The following is a 26,912-nucleotide window of genomic DNA, read 5'->3' as shown; positions in this document are numbered from 1 at the left end:
CGGGGATCAGGACACGGTGCAGGGCGCGCCGTTGACCGTGACCAGGTTGGGGGCGGGGTTTGCGAGGCCGGCGGTGGTGGCGTTGAAACCGAACATCACCGAGCCACCCGGGTTGATCCGCGAGTTGTACGACTCGCTCTTCGCGGTCACCGTGGCCCCGGACTGCGTCACCTTGGCCATCCACGCCTCGCGCACCTTGGCGTCACCGGTGAAGGCGAACCGGGCGGTCCAACCGTTCACCGCGGCGGTGCCGGTGTTGCGGATGTTCACCTGGGCGGTGAAGCCGGTGCCGCCCTGCCACGAGCCGTAGTTGGTGTACGACACCGTGCAGGTGGGCGCCGGCACCGCGCCGGAATCACCCTGGTCGGCCAGGAACGAGGCGATCCAGGCCAGCGCCGAGTTCCAGTTGATCGCCACCTCGTTGGTGGAGTACGAGGCGATGTCGTCGACGAAGCAGAACATCGGCGCGCAGCCCTCGAGCAGCTGCTCCACGAACGGGTCCTGGAGCGCGGCGTTCGGACCACCGGCGATCGAACCGGCCGGCGGCTTCGGCATGCTCGGGTCGAGCTGGAAGCCGAAGATCCGGCTGTGCTGGTTCTCCGCCGCGTGCTCACCCCACCCGGTCACGTACGAGATGTTCAGCGCGTTGCGGCCGAGGATGTAGTCCATCGTCTGTACCGCGCCGTCGCGGTACTTCGCCGCTCCGGTCAGGTCGAACGCGGTGGCCAGCACGACCGCGTTGTTGATGATGGCACCGTTGCCACCCCAGAAGTAGCTGTTCGGGTCGCCGGGCATGGGCAGCCCGTACGCCTGCCGGCGGATCTCGTCGAGGTAGCCGTCAGCGGCGGCGATGACCGACTGGCGGATCCGGGTCTGCTCGGCGGCCGGCAGCCCGTTCGGCACGGTGGCCAGGTCGAGGCGGCCCAGCGCGGCCACGCTCTGCCAGCCGAAGCCACGGACGTCGAAGACGTCGCCGGTGTGGTGCGGCGAGGCGGTCAGATCGGTCAGGTAGGTGCGCTCGCCGGTGGTCAGGTACAGCTCGGCGGCCGCCCAGTAGAACTCGTCGGTGACGTTGGTGTCGTCGTACGGGCCACCGCCGTTGCCGGTCGACGGGGCGTACCGGGTCGGGTTGGCCTTGGCCGCCGCGTAGGCGGTCTTCGCCGCGCTGCCGCAGCGCTGCGCGAACTCCTTGTCGTACGGGGCGAACAGCCGGGCGCACTGGGCGGCGGTGGCGGCCAGGTTCAGGGTGGCGGCGGTGGACGGCGGGTGCAGCTCGCGCGGCTCCGGGTCGTCCTCGGGCTGCATCGGCAGGCCGGTCCAGTTCCGGTCGTGGATCTTGTGGTGGGCCATGCCGGCCAGTGGCTTGCCGGCCGGCACCTGCATCCGCATCAGGAACTCCAGCTCCCAGCGGGCCTCGTCGAGGACGTCCGGCACCCCGTTGTCCCGCTCGGGCAGCCGCAGCGTCCCGTCGCCGAGGTCGGCGCCGAAACCGGCCGTGGCGGCGTTCTTGGTCCGCTCGAAGGCGCTCAGCAGCTGGTAGGTGGCGATACCACCGTTGACCACGTACTTGCCGTGGTCGCCCGCGTCGTACCAGCCGCCGCGCACGTCGAGGCGGTAGTCGCAGGCTCCGGCGGCACAGGGCACGTCGGTGTCGCCCTGGTTCGGCGCGACGTCGAGGTGACCGGCGGGTCGGGCGTACTCCTCGCCGACCAGGTCACCGTCGATGGCGATGCCGCTGCGCTGGATGTAGAAGAACTGCAGAGCGTCCGACCGCAACTGGTCGTAGAGCGTGCCGGAGATGTCGAACGGGTGGCTGACCTCGCCGTCCACGGCCAGCGTCAGCCCCTGTCCCGGGGTGCGGTACGAGGAGAAGTCCAGCGAGTGCACGTTCTGCGCCGACGCCTGGTCGACTCCGCGGGGCGTGGTGGTGCCGCTGGCCAGCACGGCTCCGGAGGCGGAGTGCAGCTCCCAGGGCAGCGCCTCGGTGGCCTCGGTGACCACGGTGGCGTTCTTCGGCCCGCCGGGCAGGTAACCGACCTGGTTCACCCGGACGCGGGGGCCGGTGTCCGGCACGTACGGCTCGGGCGGGTTGCCGCCGCGCAGCGAGACGTTGTCCAGGCAGACGGTCTGCGCCTCGGCGGCGCCGCCGACCTGGAAGATCAGCTGGGCGCGATCGTCGTCGTTCGGGGCGACGAAGGTGCGCTCGACGCGCTGCTGGGTCGGCGTTGCGGCGGCGGTGACCGAGTAGTAGCCGGTGTAGGGCTCGCTGCCGAGTTGCAGCACGGCGGAGACCGAGCCGCCGGGGGTGGCGGTGACGTCGAAGCCGAGGGTGTACTCGGCGCCGGCGATCAGCGGAAGCGCGTCGTGGCCGATGCCGGCGTCCCAGGGGTTGGCCAGGCCGCCGGCCACCGTGGCGCAGAGCTGGCCGTCAACGACGCCGAGCGTGTTGGTGCCGTACGAGAACCAGGGCGACGAGCCGTCGCTGAAGTCACCGTTGCGGATCTGTTCGGGTGCGTCGGCGGGTGGATCTGCGAACGCGGTGCCGGCGCTAACGCCGACCAGCGCCACGGCGGTCGCCGCGGCGAGCACCGCGAGACGACGTCGGGATGGCGTCACGGGGGAGTCCTTCCGACGAGCGGGACGGAATAGGCGAAGTGAAGGTGTGGACCTGGGAGCGCTCCCAGGTATCGGGCATGTTTCCAGGACACGCAGGACATGTCAATCGATCGCATCCGATGGGAATTCACGTTCACTGTCAGTGAGATTCGCCGCGCCACGCCGGGCGGTCCTGATCTCCTAGAGACAACCGAGCCCTACTCCTGGCAGGCTGCGTGCCATGACCCTGAAGCTGCGTTCCGCCGGGACGAGCGACCGTGGGCTGATCCGCAGCGGAAACCAGGACGCGTTGCACTCCGGCACTTGGCTGGTCGCCGTCGCCGACGGCATGGGCGGCATGGCCGCCGGGGACCTGGCCAGCGCCATCGCCATCGGGGCGGTGGCCCCGCTCGATGTGGAGACGCCGGAGGACGTGCTGGTCGCCGCGTTGCAGAACGGCATTCAGCTGGCCACCGAACGGATCCGTCAGGCGGTTGCCGAGGACCCCCAGCGGCAGGGCATGGGCACCACGCTGACCGCCCTGCTGTTCGCGCGTACCGGCAGCTGCCTGGCGCTGGCCCACGTGGGTGACTCCCGGGCCTACCTGTTCCGCGACGGTGTACTCAAGCAGATCACCCGGGACGACACCTTCGTGCAGATGCTCGTCGACCAGGGGCTGATCACGCCGGACCAGGCCGGCAGCCATCCCCGCCGGGCCGTGGTGACCCAGGCGTTGCAGGGCGACGACGTCTCCCCGACGTACGCGACGATGGTGCCCCGAGCCGGTGACCGCTGGCTGCTGTGCAGCGACGGGCTGTCAAACGTCGTACGCGCCGACACCCTGGCCGAGGTGCTGGCCGGCCAGCCGGAGCGGGACGCCTGCGGGCGCCGACTCATCGACCTGGCGTTGCAGGCCGGTGGGCCGGACAACATCACTGTCGTCATCGCCGACGTGGTCGACGAGCCGTGAGCAGTCAGGAGCGCCGCCCGGCCCGCCGGGTCGGCGTGGCCGTGGTCGGGTCCTCCGGCCAGGGGTGGCGCGGATAGCGTCCGCGCAGTTCGGCGCGAACCTGGCGGTAGCCGGAACGCCAGAACGAGGCGAGGTCGGCGGTGACCGCCACCGGTCGACCGGCGGGGGAGAGCAGGTGCAGCAGCACGGGCACCCGACCGTCACCGACCCGGGGCGCCTCGGGCCAACCGAAGGTCTCCTGGAGCCGGACCGCGAGGACCGGCGCGGCCGGGTTGGCGTAGTCGACCCGGATCCGCGAACCGCTCGGCACCGCGATCCGCTCCGGTGCCAGTTCGTCCAGCCGCCCGGCCAGCGGCCAGGGCAGCAGCCGGCGTAGCGCGCCGACCACGTCGACGCGAGCCAGGTCGGCCCGGCGTCGGGCACTTGCCAGTTCCGGCCCGAGCCAGTGCGGTGCGCCGGCCAGCAGCGCCTCGTCGGAGACGTCGGGCCAGTCGTCGCCGAGCGCGTACCGGCAGAACGCCAGCCGCTCGCGCAGTGCCCTGGCGGCTGGCGTCCAGGTCAGCACGTCGAGCCCGGTGTCGCGCAGTCCGGTCAGCAGCGCGGCGGCCACCGCGTCCCGATCGGGTCGGGCCAGCGGGCGGTCGACCAGCTCGACGGCGCCCAGTCGGAGCACCTCCCTGGCCACCACGTCCCCACCCGACCAGCCGATCTCCCGCTCGGTGCGCAACAGCGAACCGGCCGCCTCGCGGGCGGTCGCCTCGTCGAGGACGGCGGCGAGCCGGATTCGGGCGGCCGGTGCGCCGGGAGCACGGTCGGCCACCGCGACGGCCAACCAGTCGACGCCCACCAGCCCCGACCCGGGCGTCAGCTCCGCCGCGGTCCCACCACTCATCAGGTACGCCGAACCGCCCGGCCGCCGCACCCGGGCCAACCGTTCCGGGTACGCCAACCCGACCAGTAGCCCGGCGGCGAGCTCGTCGGGCAACCACGCCATCCGCTCGCGGTCAACCCGGCCGTCACCCGCCAGCCCACCAGCGGCCCACGCGCCGTCCGCCTGGCGCTCGCCTGCTCGGCCGTCGCGCGCCTGGGCTGCCTCGGCGGTTGGCAGGGCGGCGCGCAGCCGGCGTACCTCCGCACGCCAGCGGTCGGTGGCGGCCGGGTCGGTGCCGGCGCGCAACCGACGCCAGACGGCACCGAGATCGTCGCCGGAGCCGGCCACGGTCGACTCGGCGAGCAGCGCCATCACCTGTGCGGCACGATCGGCACCGACCCGGTCGGCCCCGTCGAGCAGTGCCCGGGCCAGCCGGGGATGCGCTCCGACGGCGACGACGGCCCGGCCCCGCTCGGTGATCCGTCCGTTCGCGTCGATCGCGCCGAGGGCGGTAAGGGTCTCGGACGCCACTGTCATCGCCGCCGCCGGAGGCGGATCGGGCAGCGCGAGCCCGGTCCCGCCCGGGGCACCCCAGGCGGCCAGTTCAAGGGCGAACCCGGTCAGATCGGCGGTGGCGATCTCCGGTTCCGGCTGCGCGGGCAACCGCTCGTGCGTCGCCGGCGACCAGCAGCGGTACACCTGGCCGGGTGCCTCCCGCCCGGCCCGGCCGGCCCGCTGGGTCGCCGCCGCACGGGAAACCGGCACGGTGACCAGCGCGCCCAGTCCTCGGGTCAGGTCCAGCCGAGCCACCCGGGACAGGCCCGCGTCCACCACCGTTCGGACGCCCGGCACGGTCAGGCTGCTCTCCGCCACCGCCGTGGCCAGCACCACCCGTCGCCGGTCTCCCGATCGCAGTGCGGCATCCTGTTCGGCGCCGCTCTGGCGGCCGTGCAGGCGTAGCACGTCGACGCTGTCGTGCAGTTTGGCCAAGCGGCCGGCGACGGCGGCGATCTCGCCCACGCCGGGCAGGAAGACCAGCAGGTCGCCCTCCTGTTCGACGAGGGCCCGCCGGACGGTGGCCGCGACGTGGTCGAGCAGTGCCCGGTCCACCGGGCCCGCACCGGGCGGTGCCACCGGACGGGGCGGTGGTGTCCAGATGCGGGTCACCGGATGCAGTGCCGACGAGGCTTGAACCACCGGTGCCGGCACTGTGCCGCCGAGCAGGGCGGCGAAGCGATCCGCCTCCGGGGTCGCCGACATGGCCAGCAGCCACAGCTCCGGCCGCAGGGTCGCCCGGGACTCGACGCTGAAGGCGAGCGCCAGGTCGGCGTCGAGCTGACGTTCGTGGATCTCGTCGAGCAGCACCGCGTCGACACCGGCCAACTCCGGATCGCGATGCATCCGACGGACCAGCAGCCCGGTGGTCACCACCTCGATCCGGGTACGAGGTCCGGCCCGTCGCTCACCCCGAACCGCGTAGCCGACCCGCCCGCCGACCGGCTCCCCGAGCAGGGCCGCCATCCGGCGGGCGGCGGCCCGGGCTGCCACCCGGCGGGGCTGGGCGACGATCACCCGGCCGGCCACCGCGTCGGCCACAGCGAGCGGGGCGAGGCTGGTCTTACCGGTGCCCGGCGGGGCGACCAGGACCGCGCTGCCGGCCGAATCCAGCGCCGCCACCAGCGCCGGCAGCACCGCCCGCACCGGCAGGTCGATAGACACGTCGGAGAGCACGGCCCAGTCTCGCACCGCCCGCGCTCCCGGCCGCCGCCCCGCCCCTGGCTCCTGCCCGACCCGAACGTCACGTCACCCCGGCCGAAACACCCAGTCGCCCTCGCCAATCCGGGCGGCGTTCCGCAACTGTGCCCTGCGCCGGCAGGCGTCCGCGTCGATGTACCGCGCCGGCAGGCGTCCGCGCCGGTCCCGCGCCCGAATGCTCTGGACTGCCGGGCGTTCTCCGCGTCGATGCCACCCAACCGCCCAGGCTCGTCCCGTCGATGCTCATCGACCCGGGGTGCCCGTCACAGTTCGTAGCCGTCTTCCCGCGCCCCTGCATAAGGTCCCTCGCAGCTTTGCTCTGCTTCAACCCACGCAACGATTACTTTCCGCGACGGTCGGCCCGTTGCGCTGTTGGCCAGGTCCCGCCGGAGCACGGCGGCGTCGGGGCGATCGTGGTCACCGGGTGAACTACCGGAATCGCAGGCACCCGATCACGTAGGTGCCAGCAAGAGTGCCCTGGCTTCGAGCCGAAGTGCTCCCGATCCGGCCGCTGCCGCAATTGTGTGACTTGTAGTAGTGAACACGGAAGCGCGTGTTGTTGTGTACGTACTTTGGACGGTTCATGGCTGCGCACTTGATATTCGGGATGTCGCCCACCTGGCTCCGGCCAAAGCGGCACGGGCTTCCGGTAGGACTGCCTTTGGCTACGCTGGGCCAGAAGCAGATCAACTGGTCCGGACAGTCAGTCAGGATCTCGGCACCTGCCGCCGTCGAGGATGAGCTGGTCATGCTCGTGTCTGCGGAAGCGGGCGCTGTGGCTAGACCGGCTGCGAGAAGCGCAGCCGAAGCGACAACTGCAACGTCTGCCGCGAGACTTCTCATGGAGCGACCTCGCATTGGTAACCCCTTCTTTACGGTGATTTGTTACTCAGAGTAGGGTTGAGGGTTCGAATGGACGAGAGCCAGATCGGTCCCTGTCGTGGTGGGCCAGTCACGCCCGATCGCAGCCGGACTCCCGTATTCGGCGGGCGGCGTGGGTAGCATCGACGGCTGTGGACGTCCACATTAGGATCGAGGGGCCAGAAGGGCTGGCCGTGCAGATCCACCGACAGATCCGCGCGGCGATCATCGACGGGCGACTCCGCGCCGGTGAGCCGATTCCGTCCACCCGGGAGTTGGCGACGCGGCTGATGGTCTCCCGGAACACCGTGGTTGTCGCATACGATCGACTCGCGGCGGAAGGCTTTCTGATCACGCGACAACGGGGGCGCACGTACGTCCTCGGGCATCCAGGGCAACGCCTGCCGGTGCCAGAAATGATGGAGCGGGCGATCCGACCGCGCCCAGTATGGGAACACCAGCCCGAGCCGGTGGACATGGCCGCCGCCACCCCGGCATACGATTTCCGGCCCGGCCTACCCGACGCGAGCCGCTTTCCGTTTGCCACCTGGCGGGCACTGTTGGCCGACACATTTCGCAGAGTGTCGGTCGGTTCCGGGGGCTACCAGGATCCGGCGGGCCATCCGGGTCTGCGCGCCGCCATCGCCCGCCACATCGGCGTAAGCCGATCAATTAGGGCCGGGCCCGACGACATCCTGATCACCAGCGGCAGCCAGCAGGCAGTTGACCTGATCGCTCGGGTGCTGCTCGAACCGGGCCAGGTTGCGGTGGTGGAGAACCCGGGCTGGCCCCCTCCGCGGGCGCTCTTCGAGACCTCCGGCGCGCGGGTGGTGTCCGCACCAGTGGACCGGGAGGGCTTGGTCGTCGAGGCGCTGCCGGATCGTGCACGGGTCCTGTACGTCAGCCCGTCGCACCAGTTCCCGCTCGGCGTGCCATTGTCCGACCGTCGGCGGAAGGCGCTGCTGGAGTGGGCCCGTCGCACCGACGCTGTGATCATTGAGGACGATTACGACAGCGAATTCCGATTCGGTGGTCGCCCGGTGGACCCGCTGCACAGCCTGGATCCGTCCGCCAGGGTGATCTACGTCGGCTCCTTTTCCAAGACCCTGCTACCCACCCTTCGGCTGGGCTTCTGCGTGGTGCCACCGACGCTGTACCCGGCGCTACGCCGGGCGAAGTACGTCGTGGACTGGCACACCGCCTCGCCGATGCAGGCCGCACTAGCACGCTATCTGGACGAAGGGCGGTTCGCGCGGCACATCCGCCGGATGCGCCGCGTCTACCAGGCTCGCCGGGATCGCATCTGTCAACGATTGGACGGGGACCTAGCCGAACTGCTGGAGCCGCTGCCTTCCGTGGCCGGGCTGCACCTGACCGCCTGGCTGCACGCCACGCAGAATACGGCGGAGGGCAGCGGCCCGGCGGCCGACCAGGTGGTAGTCGAGCGCTGCCAGCGTGCCGGTATCGGCCTCTATCCCGTTTCAGACTTCGGGCTGCCCGGCACGGTCCGGCCCGGGCTGGTCCTCGGCTACGGCGCCGTCGACCTGGACCGGATCGACGAAGGGCTCGACCTTCTCCGTCGCTGTCTGGAATGGGGTGGCAGATGGTGACGGTGGGCTGCTCTGGCCACTCGGCCGGACGGAGAGCTTTGCGGCGCGCATCCGTCGGGGCTGGGGCAGCGGCGATGGCCGTGGGGGTGGAGTGGCCGAACGAGCGATCCGAATGGGCGACGACGGGCAGCGTGGGACAGTGCGGGGCCGCGCGGGGTCGGCGGCGCGGGGCCGGGCAGGGCGGTGTGGGCCGGCGGACCCGGCGGGCGGTGGGTGGGGTCAGCGAGGGTGGACGCTGGCGACGAAGGTGTTCCAGGCCGACGGTGGGAAGGTCAGCACTGGGCCGTGACGGTCCTTGCTGTCCCGAACCGCGACCCCACCGTCGACAGTGGCCACCTCGACGCAGTTGCCGTTGCCCACACTGCGCGTGCTGGTGCGCCACTTCGCCAGGGACAGGTCGAGCGCGGTCATCGCGATCCCTTCGTCGATACCGACAGTGACCGCGAGGCAGCGGTCACGTAAAGTAACGAGAAGCTTCCTTCAGGCGGATCAGGGACGCCGCTGGATCGAGTGCCAGACTGCACAGCCTCTCGTGCACAAGGCTATACGAGCGCACCTGTGCGGCCTCCTCCAGTGCCAGGCCAGTAGAGAGATTTTCCAGGTAGACGACGGCCGCGTCGGCCGCGTCGGCGAACGTGAGGATCACGTACGGCGAGTTCATCGCCGGATGCCCGCCAGCATCGAAGGGAAGTACCTGAATGGTTACGTTCGGTAATTCGGCGAGGGTTTCCAGGTGGGCCATCTGGCCCGCCATGACGGTGCGATCGCTGACAGGGCGTAGCAGTACCGCCTCGTTAAGCACCACCGACAGCTCCACCGGTTCGTTGCCGCGCAGCACGTCCTGCCGGCGTAGCCGGGCGGCCACCTTGCGGTCCAGATCATCCTCACCGGCGGTCAGCCGGTACACCTCGCGGGCGTACGCCTCGGTCTGCAACAGACCGGGCACCGCCTCGGCCTCGTACGTGCGCAGGGTGGCGGCCTCGGCCTCCAGTCCCACGTAGAACTCGAACCATTCCGGGAGTACGTCGCTGTAGTGCTGCCACCAGCCGCGTTGCTGCGCGCCCCGGGCGATCTCGATGAGCGCCTCGGCGTCGTTGCCGGTGACCTGGTACAGCGCGAGCGCGGCCCGGACATCGCGCGGCTTGATGCCGATCTGTGCGTTCTCGATGCGGGACAGGTTGCTTTTGGACATGTCCAGCTGTCGGGCGGCGACGTCCAGGGTCATCCCGGCGCGTTCACGTAGCTGGCGCAGTTCCCGGGCGATACGGCGGCGTCGAACGGTGGGGCTCGCGGTCACCCTCCGAGTCTGTCACGGGAAAAGGCGCAGGTCGCTTCACCACGGAGTGCAACTGACCAAAACGGGAGTTGCGTTGCAGTTGCGCTCGGTGCATCCTTTCCCGGTTAGCGATCACTGTGGACGGCCGGCTCGGGAGGACGTGTGCTCACCGCCGACGAGTTCTTTCTGATCGCGCACAACGACACCCGGGGCAAGGCGAAGCTGCACCCGGCGGCGACCAGTCTCGGGTTGGCCGGGGGGCTCCTCGGCGAGTTGATCCTCTATGGACACATCACCGTCGCCGCCGGTCAGGTCGGCGTGATCGACCGACGGCCGCCGGCTGACGCGTTGGCGCACACCGTGCTGGACCAGTTGATCGGGGAGGCCCAGCACCAGTCGGTGCGTACCTGGCTCAGCTTTCTCGCGCAGACCTCGGTGACCTCGGTGGGCGAGCGGTTGTCCCGGGCCGGTGTGCTGCGCCGACAGGAGAGCCGGCGGCTGCTGCGGACCACCGTCACCTACCAGCCCATCGACCTCAACGTCGTGGCCTGGCCGGCCACCCGGTTGCGTGCGCTGCTGGAGCGTGCCGAGCCGCCCAGTGTGCCCGACGCGACGCTGCTCGGGTTGGTCGCCGCCGCGGGACTGACCCGGGAAGTGCTGTGGAGCGCCGGTCCGCGCGCACACCACCGACTCAATCTGATCATCCCGGCCCTGCCGGACCCGCTGAAGGAACTCGTGGCGCACACCGAAGCCGCCGTTGGTGCGGCGGTGCTGCGCGGTGCCCCCTGACCCGGTACACCCCCTTCCCCTCAGACCGGAGCAGTACATGTCCTCGACAGCGACAACCGAACGACCGAGCAACGTCTCCGAGGCGCTGGCCCGCGGCCGGCTCGGCGTCCCCTCAGTGATCTTCTTCGTCCTCTCCGCGGCGGCACCGCTGACCGTGGTCGCCGGCGTGGTCACCACCGGCTACGGGGTCATCGGCGTGCTCGGCATTCCGCTGGCCTTCCTGGCGGTGGCCGTGGTACTCGCCGTGTTCTCCGTCGGCTACGTGGCGATGGCCCGTCGGATGGCCAACGCCGGGGCCTTCTACGCGTACGTGGCGCGTGGGCTGGGGCGTCCGGCCGGAGTGGGTACGGCCTGGGTGGCGCTGATCGCCTACAACGCCCTCCAGGTCGGGCTCTACGGGACCATCGGCGCGGCGGCGGCACCGGTGCTGGACCGGCTGTTCGGGGTCGCGCCGCAGTGGTGGGTCGTGGCGCTGGTGGCGTGGGCGCTGGTGGCGATGCTCGGCCTGCTCCGGGTGGACATCAACGGCATGGTGCTGGCGGCGCTGCTCTGCGCCGAGATCGCCATCATCGTGGTGTTCGATCTCGGCCAGTTGGGCAACCCGGCCGGCGGCGACGTGAGCTTCGCCGCGTTCGCCCCGGACAACTTCTTCGTGCCGGGGCTCGGCGCGGTGCTGGTGCTGGCGATCCTCGGTTTCGTCGGCTTCGAGGCGGCGGTGGTCTTCAGCGAGGAGAGCAAGGACCCGAAGCGTACGGTGCCGATGGCCACCTACCTGTCCGTGGCGATCATCGCGGTGGTCTACGCGCTCTCCTCGTGGAGCATGACGGTGGCCGTCGGGCCGGACCGGATCGTCGAGGAGGCGGGTACCCAGAGCGTCGAGCTGATCTTCAACCTGGCCGGGGCGCACCTGGGCGACACCGTCCTGACCATCGGGCAGGCACTCTTCCTGACCTCGGTGCTGGCCGCCATGATCTCGTTCCACAACACCACCGCGCGCTACACCTTCGCGCTGGGCCGGGAGCGGGTGCTGCCCGCGGTGTTCGGGCGGACCTCACCGACCACCGGCGCACCCCGGGCCGCCTCGCTCGCGCAGAGCGCGCTCGGCCTGGTGGTGATCATCCTGTACGCGGTCAACGGCTGGGACCCGGTCCTGCAACTGTTCTTCTGGTTGGGCACCAGCGGCGGCTTCGGCGTACTGCTGCTGATCGCCATCACCGCGGTCGCGATCATCGCGTACTTCGCGCGCGGCGGTGTGCAGGAGACGCTGTGGCGGCGGTTGGTCGCGCCCGGCATCGCCGTGATCGCGCTGGTCGCGATCATCGTCCTGGCGGTGCAGAACTTCGCCAACCTGCTCGGGGTCGAGCCGGACTCGCCGCTGCGCTGGGCGATCCCGCTGGCCTATCCGGTCGCGGCGCTGCTGGGCGGGTTGTGGGGCCTGTCGTTGCGGCGGCGCCGTCCCGACACGTACGCCCGGATCGGCCTGGGCGCGGAGAGCGCGGCGGCCGTCGTGGTTCCCCCGCCGGTCACCGAGCCGGCGCCGACGGCGGAGGTGCGGCGGTGACCGGGCCGGAGATCAACCAGCTCGGCGCGGACGACGCCCGCTGGGTCGCCGCGCGGATCGCCGAAGCATTCATGGTGCTCGACCAGCCCCGCTGGCTGGTGCCGGACGAGTCCAAGCGGGAGTCGGTGCTGGCCGGGAACTTCGAGATCATCGTCGACCACGCCACTCGGTACGGACTGGTGTTCGGCACCGAGGACCGCGCCGGGGTGGCCGTCTGGCTGCCGTCGGTCGGTGAACCACTGCCGCCGCCGGAGGACTACGACGCCCGGCTGGCCTCGGCTTGCGGGGAGTGGACTCCGAACTTCGTGCACCTGGACGAGTTGTTCGCCGCCAACCATCCGCACGCCGACCATCATCACCTGGCGCTGCTGGCCGTGCGTCCGGACCGCCAGGGCCAGGGCGTCGGCACGGCGCTGCTGCGCCACCATCACGCCTGGCTGGACACCAACGGCGTGCCGGCGTACCTGGAGGCGAGCAGCGAGACCAGCCGCGACCTGTACGCGCGGCACGGCTACCGGGTCGCCGAGCCGTTCCGGCTGCCCGACGGCACCCCGTTCTGGCCGATGTGGCGGGAGCCGGTCGCCGGCTGAGGTGCGAAGACGATGGTGGCCGGGTCCGTCGGACCCGGGCCACCATCGCCACCCCCTCCTAGTACGTGCCGTCGAGCTGACCCCGCAGCTTCGTCAGGGCCCGGGTCAGCAGCCGCGACACGTGCATCTGCGACACGCCGATCTGCTCCGCGATCTGCGACTGCGTCAGGTTGCCGTAGAACCGCAGCGTCAGGATCTTCTGCTCGCGCTCGTCCAGCGTGGCCAGCGCCGGGCCCAGTGCCACCCGCAGCTCGGCCAGCTCGAACTCGCTGTCCTCACCGCCGAGCATGTCGCCCAGCTCGGTCGCGCGGTCGCCGTCACCGGTCGGGGTGGACAGCGACACCGCGTTGTACGCGCGGGCGCCCTCCAGGCCCTCCAGCACCTCTTCCTCGGTGAGCTTGAGGTGGGCGGCGATGTCGGCCACGGTCGGGGAGCGACCCAGGGACTGCAACAGGGTGCTGTTGGCGTCGGAGATGGCCAGCCGCAGCTCCTGCAACCGGCGAGGTACGCGGATGTCCCACGTCCGGTCGCGGAAGTGCCGCTTCAGCTCGCCGATGATGGTGGGGATCGCGTACCCGGCGAAGTCGACCCCGCGGGACGGGTCGAACTTGTCGATGGCCTTGATCAGGCCGACGGCGGCGGTCTGCGCGAGATCGTCGGTGGGCTCGCCGCGACCGCTGTAGCGGTGGGCGAGGTGTTTGGCCAGCGGCAGCCAGGCCTCGATCGCCCGGTCACGCAGCGCGGCCCGGGAGGGATGCCCGGCCGGCAGCGCAGCCATGGCGTTCAGCAGCTCGGCGGCGCTGTCGGTGAGCGCCCGCGGGTCGAGCTTCGGGGTGCTGGCCGGGGTTGTCGCCGATTCAGTGATCGTTGACGCGGTCATGGTGGTCCTCCCTGCACCTCGTCCGCGGATATAGACGTGACGCTTTGGTTGGTTCTGTTAGTACGTTCGGGAGTCACCTTAGCCCGATCGTCTCCCAGAAATCTAGCCGAAAGGACGATGTACTTAAGTAATTTCTGGGTGGAAAAGCCGCAAAGGGTCTCAGGCTGACGTGCCGAGAGCGGTCAGATCGTCGCGGCTACCGCGTACGGGCGGCCGATCGGACCAGTCGCGGATGTCCGTGCGTCCATGATCGCCGAGCCGGACGAGGTCGTCGGGGTGCCGAACGGACGATGGCCGCCGCAGGTGGTAAGCGGAGTGTCACCAATCCGTCGTTGTCCCATGAACGGGACCGGGCTTAACGTCGCGGGGTACAACCCTGATCCGGAGGTGCCGTGCTCGATCCTGCCGTTCCTCACCTCGTCGTGAACAGCCGGACGCTGTACTTCAGCTGGCTGCCGGCGGACCCGGACGCGGTGGCGGCGCTGGTCCCCACGGGGCTACGGCCCCACCCGGACCGCGAGGTCTTCATGAACCAGTACGTCGTGGACGACGAGAGCCAGACCTCCGGCTTCGGTTCCTACTCCCTGACCTACCTCGGCGTCACGCTTGTCGACATGGACGCCCCGGACGGGGTGACCCCGGGTGGCTGGTGGACCCACTACGTCACCTCCAGCGAGCGGGTACGCGGCTACGCCCTGGCCCGGGGTGCCCCGGCCGTACCCGGCCGCACCAGCATCACCGAGCAGGGCGACACGATCGTCACCGGGACGGACATCGAGGGCGTGCCGGTGATCCGGGCCCAGGTGCGCGTCGGTGACACCGGACACGCCGTGCACAACGGGCACCATCGCTACCTGACCGAGTTGCACGGTCAACTGGTCAGCAGCATCTATGCGGTGGTCGCCGAACCGTCCACCTCGTTCGAGATCGAATCGGTCGAGTTCCTCGATCCGGACCACCCGGTGTACGCGTTGCGCCCGGAGAACCCGCTCACCATCGCCTGGGGCTACTACTCGCCGCGCTCCTCGTTCGCGTACCCCGGAGGGCTGACGGTGCTCGGCGAGTTGGAGCCGAGCTACCAGGTGCCGGACCGGCGGGCCCGCAGCGGTCTGCCGTCGGGGTCGTAGACCAGGCGGTACGCGGGCAACGCCCAGGCCCGGATCCACCAGGGCAGGCGCCGGGCACGGTGCGGTCGCAGCCGGCCGGGTGGGCGCGGGCCCACCTGCCCGCCGTCGTACCAGCGCTGCAACGCCTCGGCGGCGGCGGTGATCGCGGCGACCGCGTCGTCCGGGTCGATCAGGTCGGCGTCGTCGCCGCCGGCCGGATCGCGGTCCAGGTGCTCGCGGAGCAGACGTAGCCGGAGCTCCCGGGCGAACTGCCGGGCCCCGTCACCCCGACCGGCCGGATCGGGCGGGTGGCGTTCGTCCGCAGTGTCGTCCAGCACCGCGCAGGACAGTTCGCTGTCGTGCGTCCAGGACCGTCGGTTGAAGTTGTCGCTGCCGACGCAGGCCCACACGTCGTCGACCACGCACACCTTGGCGTGCACGTAGACCGGGGTGCCGGCGTGGTTCTCCGCGTCGAAGACGTGCACCCGCCCTGCCGCGGCCTGCTCGCACAGGGCCAGCGCCTGCTCGCGACCGACCGTGTTCGGCGGCAGAGCCAGCCGCCCGTCCACGTCGGGATGGCGGGGTACCACGGCGACCAGATGCAGCTCCGGGTTGTCGCGCAGCGCTCCGGCGAAGAGTTCGGCTACCTCGGTGGACCAGAGGTACTGGTCCTCCAGGTAGATCAGCCGACGGGCCCGGCGTACGGCCTTGGTGTAGCCGCGGGCCACCGTGCGTTCGCCGTCCGGTGCGAACGCGTACCGGGGCCGGACCGCCGGGTAGGTGCGCAACACCTGGACGTGGTGCGGCCCGCAGGTCGGCGGGTCGGCCGGTTGCTCCGGCAGCGGCCCGGGGGCGAGATCCGCCCCGCGCAACCGGTCGCGCAGATAGGCCAGGGGGTTCTCCGAATCCAGCGGTATCGGGTCGGTCCAGCGTTCGCGGAACGTGGTGTCCAGCGCGCCCACCACCGGCCCGCGCAGCGCGAGCTGCACGTCGTGCCAGGGCGGATGGTCGCCGTAGGCGGCGGCCATCCGTACCGCCTGTGGGTCACCGTGATGCGCGTCGTCGTCGCGACGGCTGTGGCAGAGGTCGATGCCGCCGACGAAGGCGACGTCCTGCTCGGGGGCGGCCGGACGGCGCAGCACCACCAGCTTCTGATGGTGTGATCCACCTCGCCGGACCCGCTGGTCGAGCAGCACCTCACCGCCGGCTGCCGAAATGGCCTCGCTGAGGTTGCGGTTCTCCTGGTGGCTGTAGGACAGCACGTCGAGGTGCGACCGCCAGATCAGACCCTTGACCACCACACCGCGCTGGGCGGCGCGGGCGAACAGTTGGGAGGTCGTCGGTCCGTCCGGGCGCAGGCGCTCGTCCGGGTCGCCCCGCCAGTCGGCGAAGAAGAGGTGGTCGCCTTCGCCCAGCCGCTCGACCTCGGTGACCAGCCGGTCGAAGTACGCGGCACCGTGAATCAGCGGCTCGGCGAGGTTTCCACTGGTCCAGACGGGTAACTCAGAGACCGGGTTGGCGCGTTCCGGTGCGGTGAGGAACCAGTCCTGTAGCGGCACGCTCCCGCCCTCAGAGAGGTCGTTCACGTCCTCACCATACGAACCCGTGGTCGGGCTCGCACGCTGGTGGGCTGCCGGCTGATGGCGACCGACCCGCACCCCGAGCAGCGAGGAGCCGAAGCATGTCCGGCGAGCCGACGAACTCCGCGACCGAGCACCGCGAGCAGGCGGTGGAAAGCGAGCGGGGGGCGCTGTTGACCGTGCTGGTGATGGTCCTGCTCGGTGTGGCCGGCATCTTCGCCGTCTCCTGAGCCGGGCGGGCGGCCCCGGTGACCGGAGCCGCCCTGCGTCCAGCGCGGTCGATCAGGGGCGCTCGCCCTGCTCCTCGGTGTGCGGCAGCCGCTCCGCCGGGACGACTCCGAGCCGTCCGGCCTGGAAGTCCTCGAATGCCTGGATCAGCTCGTCGCGGGTGTTCATCACGAACGGCCCGTAGTGCGCAACCGGCTCCCGGATGGGCTGGCCGCCCATGATGTAGAGGTCCAGGGTCTGGTTGCGGCTGTCCTGGCGGGCGTTCGCCTTGAACCGCAACGCGTCGCCCGGCCCGTGCACGGCCAGTTGTCCGGTGCGTACGCCGCGCCCGTTGGCGCCCACCGTGCCGCGCCCGCCGAGCACGTACACCAACGCGTTGAAGTCCGGCCGCCAGGGCAGGTCCACCTGCGCCCCCGGCTCGACCGTCACGTGGGTGACGGTGATCGGGGTGTAGGTGGAGCCGGGCCCGCGGTGGCCGGCGATCTCACCGGCGATCACCCGGATGAGCGCCCCGCCGTCCGGGGTGGTGAGCAGCGCGGCCTCGTTGCCCCGGATGTCCTGGTACTTCGGTGGACTCATCTTGGCCGCACCGGGCAGGTTGACCCACAGTTGGGTGCCGTGGAACAGCCCGCCGCTGACCACCAGGTGCTCCGGCGGGGCCTCGATGTGCAGCAGGCCGCTGCCGGCGGTCATCCACTGGGTGTCGCCGTTGGTGATGGTGCCGCCGCCGCCGTGGCTGTCCTGGTGGTCGAAGATCCCGTCGATGATGTAGGTGACGGTCTCGAAGCCCCGGTGCGGGTGCCAGGAGGTGCCCTTCGGCTCGCCGGGTGCGTAGTCCACCTCGCCCATCTGGTCGAGCATGATGAACGGGTCCAGCTCGCTCATCGGCACCCCGGCGAAGGCCTTGCGCACCGGGAAACCCTCGCCCTCGAAGCCGCTGGGCGCGGTGGTGAGCCGGCGGACCGGCCGGAACGCGGTGGACTCGTCGAGCCGGGGCAGCCGGGGCAGGACGAGGACGTTGTCGACGGTGATGGCGGGCATCGGGGCTCCTTCAGTTGTCGCCGGGGGCGGTGGCGAGGGTGGCGTCGCTGCCGTCGGCCCCTCGCAGCCGTCGGCCGAGCCGGGTGAAGATCCTGGTCAGGACGGCGACCTCGGCATCGTCGAGGTCGTCCATCAAGTGGGTACGCACGGAGTGCAGGTGGTGCGGCGCGGCCTCCCGCAGCGCCAGCAGCCCGGCGGCGGTCAGCACCGCCTCATTGCCCCGGCCGTCCTGCGGGCAGGGCTGCCGGGCGACCAGGCCCCGCCGTTGCATGGAGGAGACCTGATAGGTCAGTCGGCTGGGTGAGAAGACCAGGCGGTCGGCCAACTCGCCCATCCGCAGTCGTTGCCCTGGCACCTCGGAGAGCAGCACCAGCACGTGGTAGTCGGCGAAGCTGAGCCCGCTGTCGGCGCGCAGGTCGTCCTCCAGCCGGGTGAACAAGCGTTGGCTGGCCTCGATGTAGGTCCGCCAGGCGGCCAGGCGGTCGCGGTCCAGGCTCTCCGTCACGCCGCAAAGGTAGCACCTATTCAAAATTTGAACAAGAGTTCGCCGTAGTGGTGACTGCGGGTGTGGCGGGGGAGGGTAACGGGGTATTGGTCAAGCTTTGAAGGAACGGACCGGGCGACCTCCGGGGAGGTATCCGGTGCGCGCCCGGAGCGGGCGGTGTGAGACTCTGCCGCCGTGGAACTGACCGCTCCCGGCCTGCTGCTGCGTCCCTGGCGGGAGGCGGACGCACCCGCCGTCCTGGATGCCTGGCGTGATCCGGCGATCGCCCAGTGGAACCCGCAGGGCGACCCGCTCGACCTCGACGCCGCGCTGCGCTGGCTACGGTGGCGGGCCGACTGGTCCGGCGGTGGCCACGTGTCGTTGGCGGCCGCCGACCCGGTCGACCCGGAGATCCTGCTCGGTTCGGTGTCGCTGCACCGCATTCACGCCGGCGACGCGTCGATCGGTTACTGGACCGTGGCCGCCGCCCGCGGTCGCGGGGTCGCCACGGCTGCGGTCGTACGGCTCAGCGGGTGGGCCTTCGCCGACCTCGGGCTGGAACGGATCGAGTTGTGCCACGCGGTGGCCAACCCCGCGTCCTGCCGGGTCGCCGAGCGGGCCGGCTTTCCGGCCGAGGGCACCCTGCGGCAGTCGCACCGCTACGGCGACGGCCGACGCTACGACGAGCACCTGCATGCCCGCCTCGCCACCGACTGACCGGGCGGCCCCACCCACGGCGGGACCGCCCGGTGGGCGTCTTCGCGGGGTCAGCCCGCCGTCTGCGGAGCCCGTCCACCCAGGTTGAGCCGGGCCAGCAGCTGACGGGCCTGGTCGGCCACGTCGGCCTCCACGGTGACCGCGTACTGGTTGGCCCGCAGGGAACTGGCGGAGGTGAAGTCACGCTGCCCGCCCGTCATCGCATGTGCCACGGCACCGAAGACGGCACCCCAGATCGCACCGATGACGAGGCCGGCGAGGATCACCGCCACCCAGTTGCCGACGGTGAAGATGCCGAACAGCAGGCCGATGAACAGACCGAACCAGGCCCCCGTACCGGCCCCGACCAGCGCCGCGCGGGCGGTGGTCATTCGGCCCAGCACGGTCTCCACCAGGGTCAGGTCGGTGCCGACGATGGCGGTGCGTTCCACCGGGAACCGGTTGTCGGCGAGGTGGTCCACCACCCGCTGGGCGGCCGGATAATCCGGGAACGCGCCGATCGTCACGGTCGGCGGCCCGGTCGGCGGTCCGTGGCCGTCGCCACTGGGAGCGGCCGGGCGGCCGCCGGGACCCGACGGGAGGGTGCCGCCGCCGGTCACACCCGGCTGCCAGGCCGAGGGGTTCGACTGTGTGGTCATGGGTCTCCTCCTTCGTCGCCGGTCGCCTTCCCGCGTCGGCGCGGCGGTAACACCCCGGCGGCCTCCGGCTCGTGCGCCGGCGCTGAAGCGGCGGTCCTACCGGAACAGGGGCGGGCCCCCGGCGCCGCCGGTACGGGCGGCGGCCGGGGGCCCTCGGGACGGGTCGGGCGATCAGGCGCAGGCGGTCCCGTTCAGCGTGTAACCGCTCGGCGCGGACAGGCTGCTGCCGGTGTAGGTGCCCTGAAGACCAACGCTGACCGTGCCGCCGCTGGGCAGGTTGCCGTTCCAGGCGGCGTTGCGGACCGTGATCTGGTTGCCGGACTGGCTCCAGTCACCGTTCCAGCCGTTGCTCAACTGCACCCCGGAGGCGACGTTGAAGGTGAGGTTCCAGCCGTTCAACGCGGAGCCGCGGTTGGTGACCCGGATCTCGGCGGTGAAGCCACCGGTCCACGTGTTCGGGGTGAACGTCACCGAGCAGCCACCGCCGGGCGGGTTGGTGGTGGGCGGGGTGGTGGTGGGCGGCGTGGTGGTGGGCGGCGTGGTGGTCGGCGGGGTGGTGGTCGGCGGGGTGGTGGTCGGCGGTGCCGTGGTCGGCACCGGACCGGCCGCGATGGCCAGGTCGTACGCCCGCTGCGGCACGAACTGACCCGCGGCCGCGATGCAGCCGTCCGCCTCGCCCGGCAGCTTCACCCAGAGGAACGCGTCGATGGCGGAGTCACCGGTGTTGGTGGTGCTCGGGGTGCCGATCGCCCGCCCCGGCGGGTCGCACCATTCGGAGCCGGCCGGGCCGTTGCCGTTGCGGCTGGTGTCGACGACCGCCTTCAGTCGGGAGTTGCCGGTGGCCGCGATGATCTGCTTGGCGTACGAGACCTCGTCGGCGGTGCGGCGGTAGTTCGACACGTTCACCGAGATGCCGTCGGCGCTGTTGGCGATGTCGGCGGCGTTCAGCCGCGCGGCGGCCTCCCCGGCGGAGAGCCAGCCACCGTGGCCGATGTCGAAGTAGACCTTCGCCGCCGACGAACCCCGCTTGAGCGCCTTGCCGGCGTACGCCATCGAGGCCCGTACCTCGGCCTGCTGGCTCTCGTTCATGCAGCTGGTCATGATGGGGAGCACGTCGGGCTCCAGGATGATGCTGGCCGGCCGACCGCCGAGGCCCGCGGCGACCTGGTCCACCCACTGCCGGTAGGCCGAGTGGTTCGGTGCGCCGCCCCCGCTGTGGTTGCTGCAGTCACGGTTGGGGATGTTGTAGACCACCAGGATCGGGATCTTGCCGGCGGCGGCTGCGGCGCCGACGAAGGAGTCCACCTCGGCGCGTACGGTCGAGGTGTTGGTGGTGGTGTACCAGCGGGGCTGGGGGACGCTGGCGATCCGGTCCCGGATCACGGCGGCCTTCGAGTCGTTCGGGTTGGCCGCCACCCAGCGTGCGGCGCTGGTCTGCGGGTCGACGTAGAAGGCGGAGTCGGCGGCCGCGGCGGGCGCGGGGCGCAGCGCGCCCACGCCGACGCTGCCGGCCACGGTCAGTGCCGTCGCCACGACGCCGACCAGAGCGAAGGTGCTTCGGGTTCTCATGGTCTGCTCCTCGTACCCATCGAAGAAAGTGCGTGGAAGCGCTCCCACATGTCCGACAAGGTACGGGCCGATTGCCGGCTTGTGAAGACCTTCCGGAAGTATCCGGCCGACCACCGTCTCACGGCGTCGAGCCGCGGCGGGCCGGCCGCCCTACGATCATGGGATGCATGGTGAGCGGTCGGGCGTGGTGGTGATCGGTGCGGGGATCGCCGGTGTGGCCTGCGCCCGGGAACTGCGCGACGCCGGCGTACCGGTCCAGATTCGGGAGCGGGGACGGGTGGCCGGCGGCCGGATGGCCAGCCGGCGCTTCGACGGTCGCCCCGCCGACCTCGGCGCGGCCTACCTGACCGTGAGCGACCCCGAGTTCGCCGAGGTGGTACGCGGCTGGCAGGCGGCCGGTCTGGCCCGCGAGTGGACCGACACCTTCGTCGCGTACGACGGTGGGGGCCGCCGCGAGGTCCGCGGGCCGATGCGGTGGGCGGCACCGCGTGGGCTGCGCTCGCTTGTGGAACATCTCGCCCGGGACCTGCCCGTGGTGGTGAACCGGCTGGTGCTCGGTGTCGGGCCGGGACCGACCGTGGACGGCGAGGAGTGCGCGGCGGTGGTGCTGGCGATGCCCGGGCCGCAGGCCGCGTGGCTGCTCGACCCGGGACTCGCCGCGGCCACCGAGGCCGTGGCACGGCAGCGGTGGTCGCCGACCCTGGCGGCGATGCTGCGGTTTCCGAGCCGGCGGTGGAGTGACTTCCGGGGCGCGTTCGTCAACGACCATCCACTGCTCAGCCTGGTCTGCGACGACGGCGACCGGCGCGGCGACGGTGCTGCGGTCCTGGTCGCCCACACCACCGAGGAGTTCGCGGCCGGACACCTGGCCCAACCCACCGCGGCCGCGCCGGACGTCGAGGCGGCCGTACGCGACCTGCTCGCCCTCGCCGACCGGGCAGAACACCTGCACGTGCACCGGTGGACGTACGCCAAGCCGGCCGACGGTGGTGGCCCGGACACCGGCTTCCACCTCGACGACGACGGCATCGGACTGGCCGGGGACGCGTTCGGAAAACCCCGGGTGCAGACCGCCTGGCGCTCCGGCCGCGACCTCGGCCGGGCGCTGGCCCGCCGGCTGACCTGACCATCGTGCCGCCGGGTGGGCGGCTCAGGCGGCGACGGCTGCGGAAGGCTTCGGGGCCACCGTCCTGGTACGCGGACCGGACGCGTCCAACAACCGCATGACCGGGGTCGCCGCGACGCCGTGTACCACCACGGAGACGATCACCACCAGGGCGGCGGTGGCCCAGACGAGCTCCGCCTGCGGGAAGTCCGCCTTCGTGGTGGCGTAGGCCAGGTAGTAGAACGAGCCGATGCCCCGGATGCCGAAGGTGGCGATCACCAAGTGCTCCGCCGGTCGTCCCGGTGCGCCGCGCAGCGCCAGCCAACCGGCCAGTGGCCGGACCAGGAACACCAGAGCCAGGCCGACCAGCGCGGCGGGCCAGGTCAACGGGGCCAGCAGACCGCCGATCACCGCGCCGCCCAGCAGCAGCAACATCAGCACGGTGAGCAGCCGTTCCACCTGCTCGGCGAAGTCGTGCAGCACCGCGTGGTACTGGTGGCTGCGCTCCGCCGCCCGGATCGCGCGGGCGGCCACGAAGACCGCCAGGAAGCCGTAGCCGCCGGCCACCTCCACCAGCCCGTACGCCAGGAAGGTGGCGGCCAGCGCCAGGAATCCCTCCGCGTGCCGGGCCAGCCGCAACTCGCTGGGCGCCCGGAAGAAGAGCTTGCCGAGCAGCCAACCGATCAGGAGCCCACCGACCAGCCCGGCCCCGACCTTGTAGAGCAGGTCGACAGTGATCCAGCGGACCAGCCAGTCGCCGGGAGCGAGGCCGGTGCCGGCGATCGCGATCGCCGCGTAGACGAACGGAAACGCCAGACCGTCGTTCAACCCCGCCTCCGAGGTGAGCGCGAAGCGAACCTCGTCCTCGGAGTCCGACTCGGCGGTGGGCTCACCGACCTGGACGTCGGAGGCGAGGACCGGATCGGTCGGCGCGAGCGCCGCGGCGAGCAGCAACGCGCTGGCCGGCACCAGGCCCGCCCACCACCACCCGAGCAGTGCGACGGCGGCGATGCACAGCGGCATGGCCACGGCCAGCAGCCGCCACGTCGACGACCAGCGCGCCCAACTCAACGGACGATCGATCTTCAAGCCGGCGCCCATCAGCGCGACGATCACGCAGATCTCGGTCAGATGGGTGGCCAGATCCCGGTGTGACAGGGGATCCGGCACGGGCAGTCCGGTGGGCAGCGCGTACACAAGCATCCCGAAGCCGAGGAAGGCCAGCGGCATCGACAGCGGTCGCCGCTCCAACAACCGAGGCAGGATGCCGGCGAGCAGCGCGGCCACGCCGAGCACCGCGAACGCAAAGTCGATCGTCTCCACCGGACCGCCTCTCGCCACGTCCGCAGCACGCGGACAGGTGGCGCACAACGTGCCCCGGCGGAGGTTCCGGTAATCCGGGGAAAACTCCCGCGCCCGGTGACGACGGTGCCGGCCGGTGACCGACGGCGAGCGGCGTCAGCCTCCGTGGAGTGCTCAGGCGGGTGGGAGCAGGATCTCGAACCAGACCGTCGAGCCGCGGACGGTGGGGTCGGTGCCCCAGGCGTCGCTCAGCTCCTCGATCAGACCCAACCCGCGTCCGCGGCTGCTCAGCGTCTCCGTGCGGGCCCGGCTCACCGTGCCCCGGGAACCCGAGTCGGCCACCGACACGAGCAGGCGCTCCGGGCTGAGATCGACCTCCACCCGAGCCGCGGTGCCGGCGTGCAGCAACGCGTTGGTGGTCAGCTCGCTGGTGCACAGCACCGCCGCGCCGATCACCGACTCCGCGACCTCCCACTCGGTGAGCTGGGCGGTCATCCAGTGCCGCACCCGGCTCGGCGCGGTCGGCTCGGCGGGCACCTCCATCCGCGCCGACCGGCTCGGCCGCACCGCGTACTCGACAGCGAGCACGGCCACGTCGTCCTCGGTCGCGCCGGGCACGGCCGCGGAGGCCACCGCGCACAACGACCTCGGGTCGCCGCTGGGTGCCCCGGCCACCGACTCCGCCAGGCGTTCCAGGCCGTCCGACAACCCGCGCCGGCGTCGTTCCACCACACCGTCGCTGAACAGCAGCAGCGTGTCGCCGGGCGAGAACGCGACGGTACGCGTCGCCGCCCGGTAGCCGATCCCCAACGGGGCACCGGAGGGCACGTCGAGGTACTCGGCCCTCGGCTCACCCGTCGCCGCACAGCGACGCACCAGTGGTGCCGGATGACCGGCGCTGGCCAGGGTCAGCTCCTCCCGGCCGACGTCGATGACGCCGAACGCCACGGTGACGAACAGCTCGTACGTGCCGGCCTCGGCACCGAGGCTGCCCACCAGCCGGTCGAGCCCGGCGAGCACCTGGTCCGGGCGGGGGTCGTTGAGCGCCAGCGCCCGCAGCGCGGCGCGTACCTGGCCCATCCGTGCGGCGGCCTGCACGTCATGGCCGGCGACGTCGCCGAGGACCACACCCAGGTCGCCGGTGGGCAGCACGAACGCGTCGTAGAAGTCCCCGCCCGCGGCGTTGCCGTCGACCCCCGGGTCGTAACGCGCGGCGATCCGCAGGCGGGGCAGGACCGGCAGGTTCTCCGGCAGCATGCTGCGTTGCAGCAGTTGGGCGGTGCCGTGCTGGGTCTCGAACCGGCGGGCCCGTTCGGTGGCCTGCCCGACCAGTTCGGCCGAGGCTGCCAGCAGTGCCCGCTCCGCCGCCGACCACGGATGCGCCGAGCGGTAGCCGACCGTCAGCGCTCCCCGGACCACCGAGGCCCGCAGCGGTACCGCCGCCAGGGCCCGGATCTTCTCGTCGTGCCGGTCCGCCGCGATCTCGTGCAGGGGCTGGCCGTCGTCGATGAAGCTGGCCTGGCCGCTGCGGGCACTGACCACCGAAGGAGCCGACCAGCCGGCCGGGCCGCGCCGCCACAGCGGGGGCAGCCGCTCGTCCGCCTCGTCCACCAACTCGCCGCGGACCCGCCGGACCATCCGCCACCCGCTGCCACCGCCCCCGTCGTCCACCGCGAAGGAGACCCGGTCGGCGTCGAACGAGGTGATCGCGTAGCGCATTGCCACCCGGGCCACGTCGTCCAGGGTGAGCGTGCCGGCGAGCGCCGCGGCGAAATCGCTGAGGCCCTGCAACTGGCGGGTGGCCGGGCTGGTCTCGGCCACCACGGACAGCACGCCGACGACCCGGCCGTGGCTGTCCCGCACCGGTGAGCAGGCACGGGTGTAGACGGGCTGGTCGAGGGCGACGGCGGCAGGGTGCAGGGGGAGCGGGATCTCCCGGTCCAGGACGGGAACGCCGGTGCGATAGGTCTGCTCGACGACGTCACCCACCCCGGGGCGTTGCCAGACCTCGGCGAAGACCTCGGCGGGGGGACGGCCGATGGCCTCCGGGTGCCGGTCGCCGATCAGGTCGGCGTACGCGTCGTTGTACAGCAGCAGCAACTCCGCGCCGAGGTGCAGGGCCATCGGGGCCGGAGAGGCGAGCACCACCTCGACGGTCGCGCGGACGGCGGGATCCCACGACTCGTACGGGCCGAGCACCGTGGCACCCCAGCGGGGGTGGCCGGCGACGGTCGCCGTGCCCGGCACCGCCGTGCCCGGCAGCGGGCCTGCTGGCGTGGGTACTCGCCCGACCGTTCCTGGCATGAACGCAGCCTAGTCCGCCCGCTCGACCGGCGTTCCCGATCATCGGCCGGGCGCGCCGGGTCGGGACGTCAGCGCAGGTCAGAGCCGTTCCGGTGCGGTCTGTCCAGAAAAAGGGGGTGATCGGAGCGGCGTGCTGGCCGGGGGAAGGGGTAAGCGCGCGGGGCAATCCATGCGACAGGAGGGACGTCATGCCGGAAACCCTCGCGGCCAGGCAGGTCAACATCGGTGACGCCGCGGCCGACATGTGGAGGTCGGTGCTGCTGTTCGTGCCCCGGGCCATCGCGTTCATCGCGATTCTCGTGGTCGGATGGCTCATCGCCAGAGCCGTGCTCAAGATCGTGGACACGGTCCTGGAACGGGTGGGGTTCGACCGGTGGGTCGAACGGGGCGGTATCAAGCGTGCGCTGGAGCGGACGCGGTACGACGCCAGTGACATCCTGGCGAGGCTCGCGTACTACGCGGTGCTGCTGTTCACCCTTCAGTTCGCCTTCGGCGTCTGGGGGCCGAACGCGATCAGCGATCTGATCGCCGGCGTGGTGGCGTGGCTGCCCCGGGCGTTCGTCGCGATCGTCATCGTGGTGGTGGCCGCAGCGATCGCCAACGCGGTGCGGGATCTCGTCACCGGGGCGCTCGGCGGGCTGTCGTACGGCCGCTTCCTGGCCGACGTGACGGCGATCTTCATCATCGCGCTGGGCGTCATCGCGGCGCTCAACCAGGTGGGTATCGCCACCACCGTCACCCAGCCCGTGCTGATCGCGGTGCTCGCCACGGTGGCCGGCATCCTGATCATCGGCGTCGGTGGTGGTCTGGTGCGGCCGATGCAGAACCGCTGGGAAGGCTGGCTCACCAGAGCGGCCGAGGAGTCGCGGGCGATCCGCGAGCAGCGGCAGGGTGCCGAGGCCGGTCGCGGCGACATGCAGCGGCAGATGGCCGACCGGACCGGCGCGGCCCAGCCGGCCGCCCGGGGATCGGAGTCCTCGATGGCCGGGGGACGGGGTACCTACCAGTCCGGCAACGCGGGCGACGAGACCCAGCAGTTCCGTCCGTGACGGTGCTTCGGTCGCGTTGCCGGTCGCACTG

23 protein-coding genes are annotated in these 26,912 nt (G+C 71.5%); 10 read left to right on the top strand and 13 right to left on the bottom strand.

What is annotated here, in order from left to right; genetic code table 11:
* Window positions 1-6 precede the first annotated feature (6 nt).
* Window positions 7-2,616, bottom strand: coding sequence for a glycoside hydrolase family 9 protein (locus ACFY2A_RS03810; RefSeq protein WP_387167999.1), 2,610 nt, complete (start codon window positions 2,614-2,616; stop codon window positions 7-9).
* Window positions 2,617-2,836: 220 nt separating this feature from the next.
* Between ACFY2A_RS03810 and ACFY2A_RS03805 the strand changes: the two genes are divergently transcribed.
* The gene (locus ACFY2A_RS03805; protein WP_363918968.1) at window positions 2,837-3,565 is read left to right on the top strand and encodes a protein phosphatase 2C domain-containing protein; all 729 of its coding nucleotides are present in this window, start codon (window positions 2,837-2,839) and stop codon (window positions 3,563-3,565) included.
* 4 nt (window positions 3,566-3,569) lie between these two features.
* On the opposite strand, the gene hrpB is transcribed toward ACFY2A_RS03805, so the two are convergent.
* Window positions 3,570-6,167: an ATP-dependent helicase HrpB gene (gene hrpB, locus ACFY2A_RS03800; RefSeq protein ID WP_387168560.1), complete on the bottom strand. Its 2,598-nt coding sequence runs from the start codon at window positions 6,165-6,167 to the stop codon at window positions 3,570-3,572.
* Window positions 6,168-6,620: 453 nt separating this feature from the next.
* Window positions 6,621-6,941, bottom strand: a complete 321-nt coding sequence (locus tag ACFY2A_RS03795) for a peptidase inhibitor family I36 protein (protein WP_387167996.1) — start codon at window positions 6,939-6,941, stop codon at window positions 6,621-6,623.
* A 263-nt stretch (window positions 6,942-7,204) separates the two neighbouring features.
* Here ACFY2A_RS03795 and ACFY2A_RS03790 point away from each other — a divergent pair, with 263 nt between their 5' ends.
* On the top strand, window positions 7,205-8,662 hold the full coding sequence (locus ACFY2A_RS03790) for a PLP-dependent aminotransferase family protein (protein ID WP_387167993.1): 1,458 nt from the start codon (window positions 7,205-7,207) through the stop codon (window positions 8,660-8,662).
* Window positions 8,663-8,881: 219 nt separating this feature from the next.
* Here ACFY2A_RS03790 and ACFY2A_RS03785 read toward each other — a convergent pair whose 3' ends face one another.
* Window positions 8,882-9,073 carry a DUF397 domain-containing protein gene (locus ACFY2A_RS03785; protein WP_387167990.1) on the bottom strand — a complete coding sequence of 64 codons (192 nt, stop codon included), beginning with the start codon at window positions 9,071-9,073 and terminating at the stop codon, window positions 8,882-8,884.
* Window positions 9,074-9,116: 43 nt separating this feature from the next.
* Complete coding sequence (locus ACFY2A_RS03780; RefSeq protein ID WP_387167988.1) at window positions 9,117-9,959, bottom strand: helix-turn-helix domain-containing protein; 843 nt, start codon at window positions 9,957-9,959, stop codon at window positions 9,117-9,119.
* Between the two features lie 141 nt (window positions 9,960-10,100).
* Here ACFY2A_RS03780 and ACFY2A_RS03775 point away from each other — a divergent pair, with 141 nt between their 5' ends.
* From ACFY2A_RS03775 to ACFY2A_RS03765, 3 genes are read left to right on the top strand one after another with little or no spacing between them, the layout of a single operon-like run.
* On the top strand, window positions 10,101-10,727 hold the full coding sequence (locus ACFY2A_RS03775; RefSeq protein ID WP_363918962.1) for a GPP34 family phosphoprotein: 627 nt from the start codon (window positions 10,101-10,103) through the stop codon (window positions 10,725-10,727).
* 37 nt (window positions 10,728-10,764) lie between these two features.
* Complete coding sequence (locus ACFY2A_RS03770; protein ID WP_363918960.1) at window positions 10,765-12,288, top strand: APC family permease; 1,524 nt, start codon at window positions 10,765-10,767, stop codon at window positions 12,286-12,288.
* Window positions 12,285-12,878, top strand: a complete 594-nt coding sequence (locus tag ACFY2A_RS03765; RefSeq protein WP_387167983.1) for a GNAT family N-acetyltransferase — start codon at window positions 12,285-12,287, stop codon at window positions 12,876-12,878. The genes ACFY2A_RS03770 and ACFY2A_RS03765 overlap by 4 nt, the downstream gene beginning before the upstream one ends.
* A 58-nt stretch (window positions 12,879-12,936) precedes the next feature.
* On the opposite strand, the gene ACFY2A_RS03760 is transcribed toward ACFY2A_RS03765, so the two are convergent.
* Window positions 12,937-13,758, bottom strand: a complete 822-nt coding sequence (locus ACFY2A_RS03760) for a SigB/SigF/SigG family RNA polymerase sigma factor (RefSeq protein WP_387167981.1) — start codon at window positions 13,756-13,758, stop codon at window positions 12,937-12,939.
* A 422-nt stretch (window positions 13,759-14,180) separates the two neighbouring features.
* On the opposite strand from ACFY2A_RS03760, the gene ACFY2A_RS03755 reads away from it, so the two are divergent.
* On the top strand, window positions 14,181-14,885 hold the full coding sequence (locus tag ACFY2A_RS03755; protein WP_363918954.1) for a hypothetical protein: 705 nt from the start codon (window positions 14,181-14,183) through the stop codon (window positions 14,883-14,885).
* On the opposite strand, the gene ACFY2A_RS03750 is transcribed toward ACFY2A_RS03755, so the two are convergent.
* On the bottom strand, window positions 14,834-16,423 hold the full coding sequence (locus ACFY2A_RS03750) for a phospholipase D family protein (RefSeq protein WP_387168557.1): 1,590 nt from the start codon (window positions 16,421-16,423) through the stop codon (window positions 14,834-14,836). The genes ACFY2A_RS03755 and ACFY2A_RS03750 overlap by 52 nt on opposite strands.
* Before the next feature lie 122 nt (window positions 16,424-16,545).
* Between ACFY2A_RS03750 and ACFY2A_RS03745 the strand changes: the two genes are divergently transcribed.
* Complete coding sequence (locus ACFY2A_RS03745; RefSeq protein WP_275415497.1) at window positions 16,546-16,674, top strand: hypothetical protein; 129 nt, start codon at window positions 16,546-16,548, stop codon at window positions 16,672-16,674.
* A 52-nt stretch (window positions 16,675-16,726) separates the two neighbouring features.
* On the opposite strand, the gene ACFY2A_RS03740 is transcribed toward ACFY2A_RS03745, so the two are convergent.
* Window positions 16,727-17,713 carry a pirin family protein gene (locus tag ACFY2A_RS03740; protein WP_387167977.1) on the bottom strand — a complete coding sequence of 329 codons (987 nt, stop codon included), beginning with the start codon at window positions 17,711-17,713 and terminating at the stop codon, window positions 16,727-16,729.
* Window positions 17,714-17,723: 10 nt separating this feature from the next.
* A complete protein-coding gene (locus ACFY2A_RS03735; protein WP_387167974.1) occupies window positions 17,724-18,218 on the bottom strand; it encodes a MarR family winged helix-turn-helix transcriptional regulator in 495 nt (164 codons plus the stop codon).
* Between the two features lie 174 nt (window positions 18,219-18,392).
* On the opposite strand from ACFY2A_RS03735, the gene ACFY2A_RS03730 reads away from it, so the two are divergent.
* The gene (locus ACFY2A_RS03730; protein WP_363918948.1) at window positions 18,393-18,914 is read left to right on the top strand and encodes a GNAT family N-acetyltransferase; all 522 of its coding nucleotides are present in this window, start codon (window positions 18,393-18,395) and stop codon (window positions 18,912-18,914) included.
* A 50-nt stretch (window positions 18,915-18,964) separates the two neighbouring features.
* On the opposite strand, the gene ACFY2A_RS03725 is transcribed toward ACFY2A_RS03730, so the two are convergent.
* A complete protein-coding gene (locus tag ACFY2A_RS03725; RefSeq protein WP_363918946.1) occupies window positions 18,965-19,552 on the bottom strand; it encodes a general stress protein in 588 nt (195 codons plus the stop codon).
* 171 nt (window positions 19,553-19,723) lie between these two features.
* Window positions 19,724-21,121 (bottom strand): glycoside hydrolase family 6 protein, encoded by a 1,398-nt coding sequence (locus ACFY2A_RS03720; RefSeq protein ID WP_387167969.1) that lies wholly within the window; start codon window positions 21,119-21,121, stop codon window positions 19,724-19,726.
* A 163-nt stretch (window positions 21,122-21,284) separates the two neighbouring features.
* Between ACFY2A_RS03720 and ACFY2A_RS03715 the strand changes: the two genes are divergently transcribed.
* The gene (locus tag ACFY2A_RS03715; protein WP_387167966.1) at window positions 21,285-22,247 is read left to right on the top strand and encodes an NAD(P)/FAD-dependent oxidoreductase; all 963 of its coding nucleotides are present in this window, start codon (window positions 21,285-21,287) and stop codon (window positions 22,245-22,247) included.
* A gap of 24 nt (window positions 22,248-22,271) precedes the next feature.
* Here the strand turns inward: ACFY2A_RS03715 and ACFY2A_RS03710 are convergent, their stop codons facing one another.
* Both ACFY2A_RS03710 and ACFY2A_RS03705 read right to left on the bottom strand, forming a co-directional pair.
* Window positions 22,272-23,549, bottom strand: coding sequence for a cation:proton antiporter (locus ACFY2A_RS03710; protein ID WP_387167963.1), 1,278 nt, complete (start codon window positions 23,547-23,549; stop codon window positions 22,272-22,274).
* Window positions 23,550-23,702: 153 nt separating this feature from the next.
* Entirely contained in the window at window positions 23,703-25,832 is a 2,130-nt protein-coding gene (locus tag ACFY2A_RS03705) for a SpoIIE family protein phosphatase (protein WP_387167960.1), read from the bottom strand.
* A gap of 188 nt (window positions 25,833-26,020) precedes the next feature.
* Between ACFY2A_RS03705 and ACFY2A_RS03700 the strand changes: the two genes are divergently transcribed.
* A complete protein-coding gene (locus ACFY2A_RS03700) occupies window positions 26,021-26,881 on the top strand; it encodes a hypothetical protein (RefSeq protein ID WP_363918936.1) in 861 nt (286 codons plus the stop codon).
* Window positions 26,882-26,912 lie beyond the last annotated feature (31 nt).

Origin of the sequence: Micromonospora sp. NPDC000442 (assembly GCF_042898635.1) — a bacterium.
Classification (GTDB): domain Bacteria; phylum Actinomycetota; class Actinomycetes; order Mycobacteriales; family Micromonosporaceae; genus Micromonospora.
This window is presented reverse-complemented; position numbering and strand designations above follow the sequence as displayed.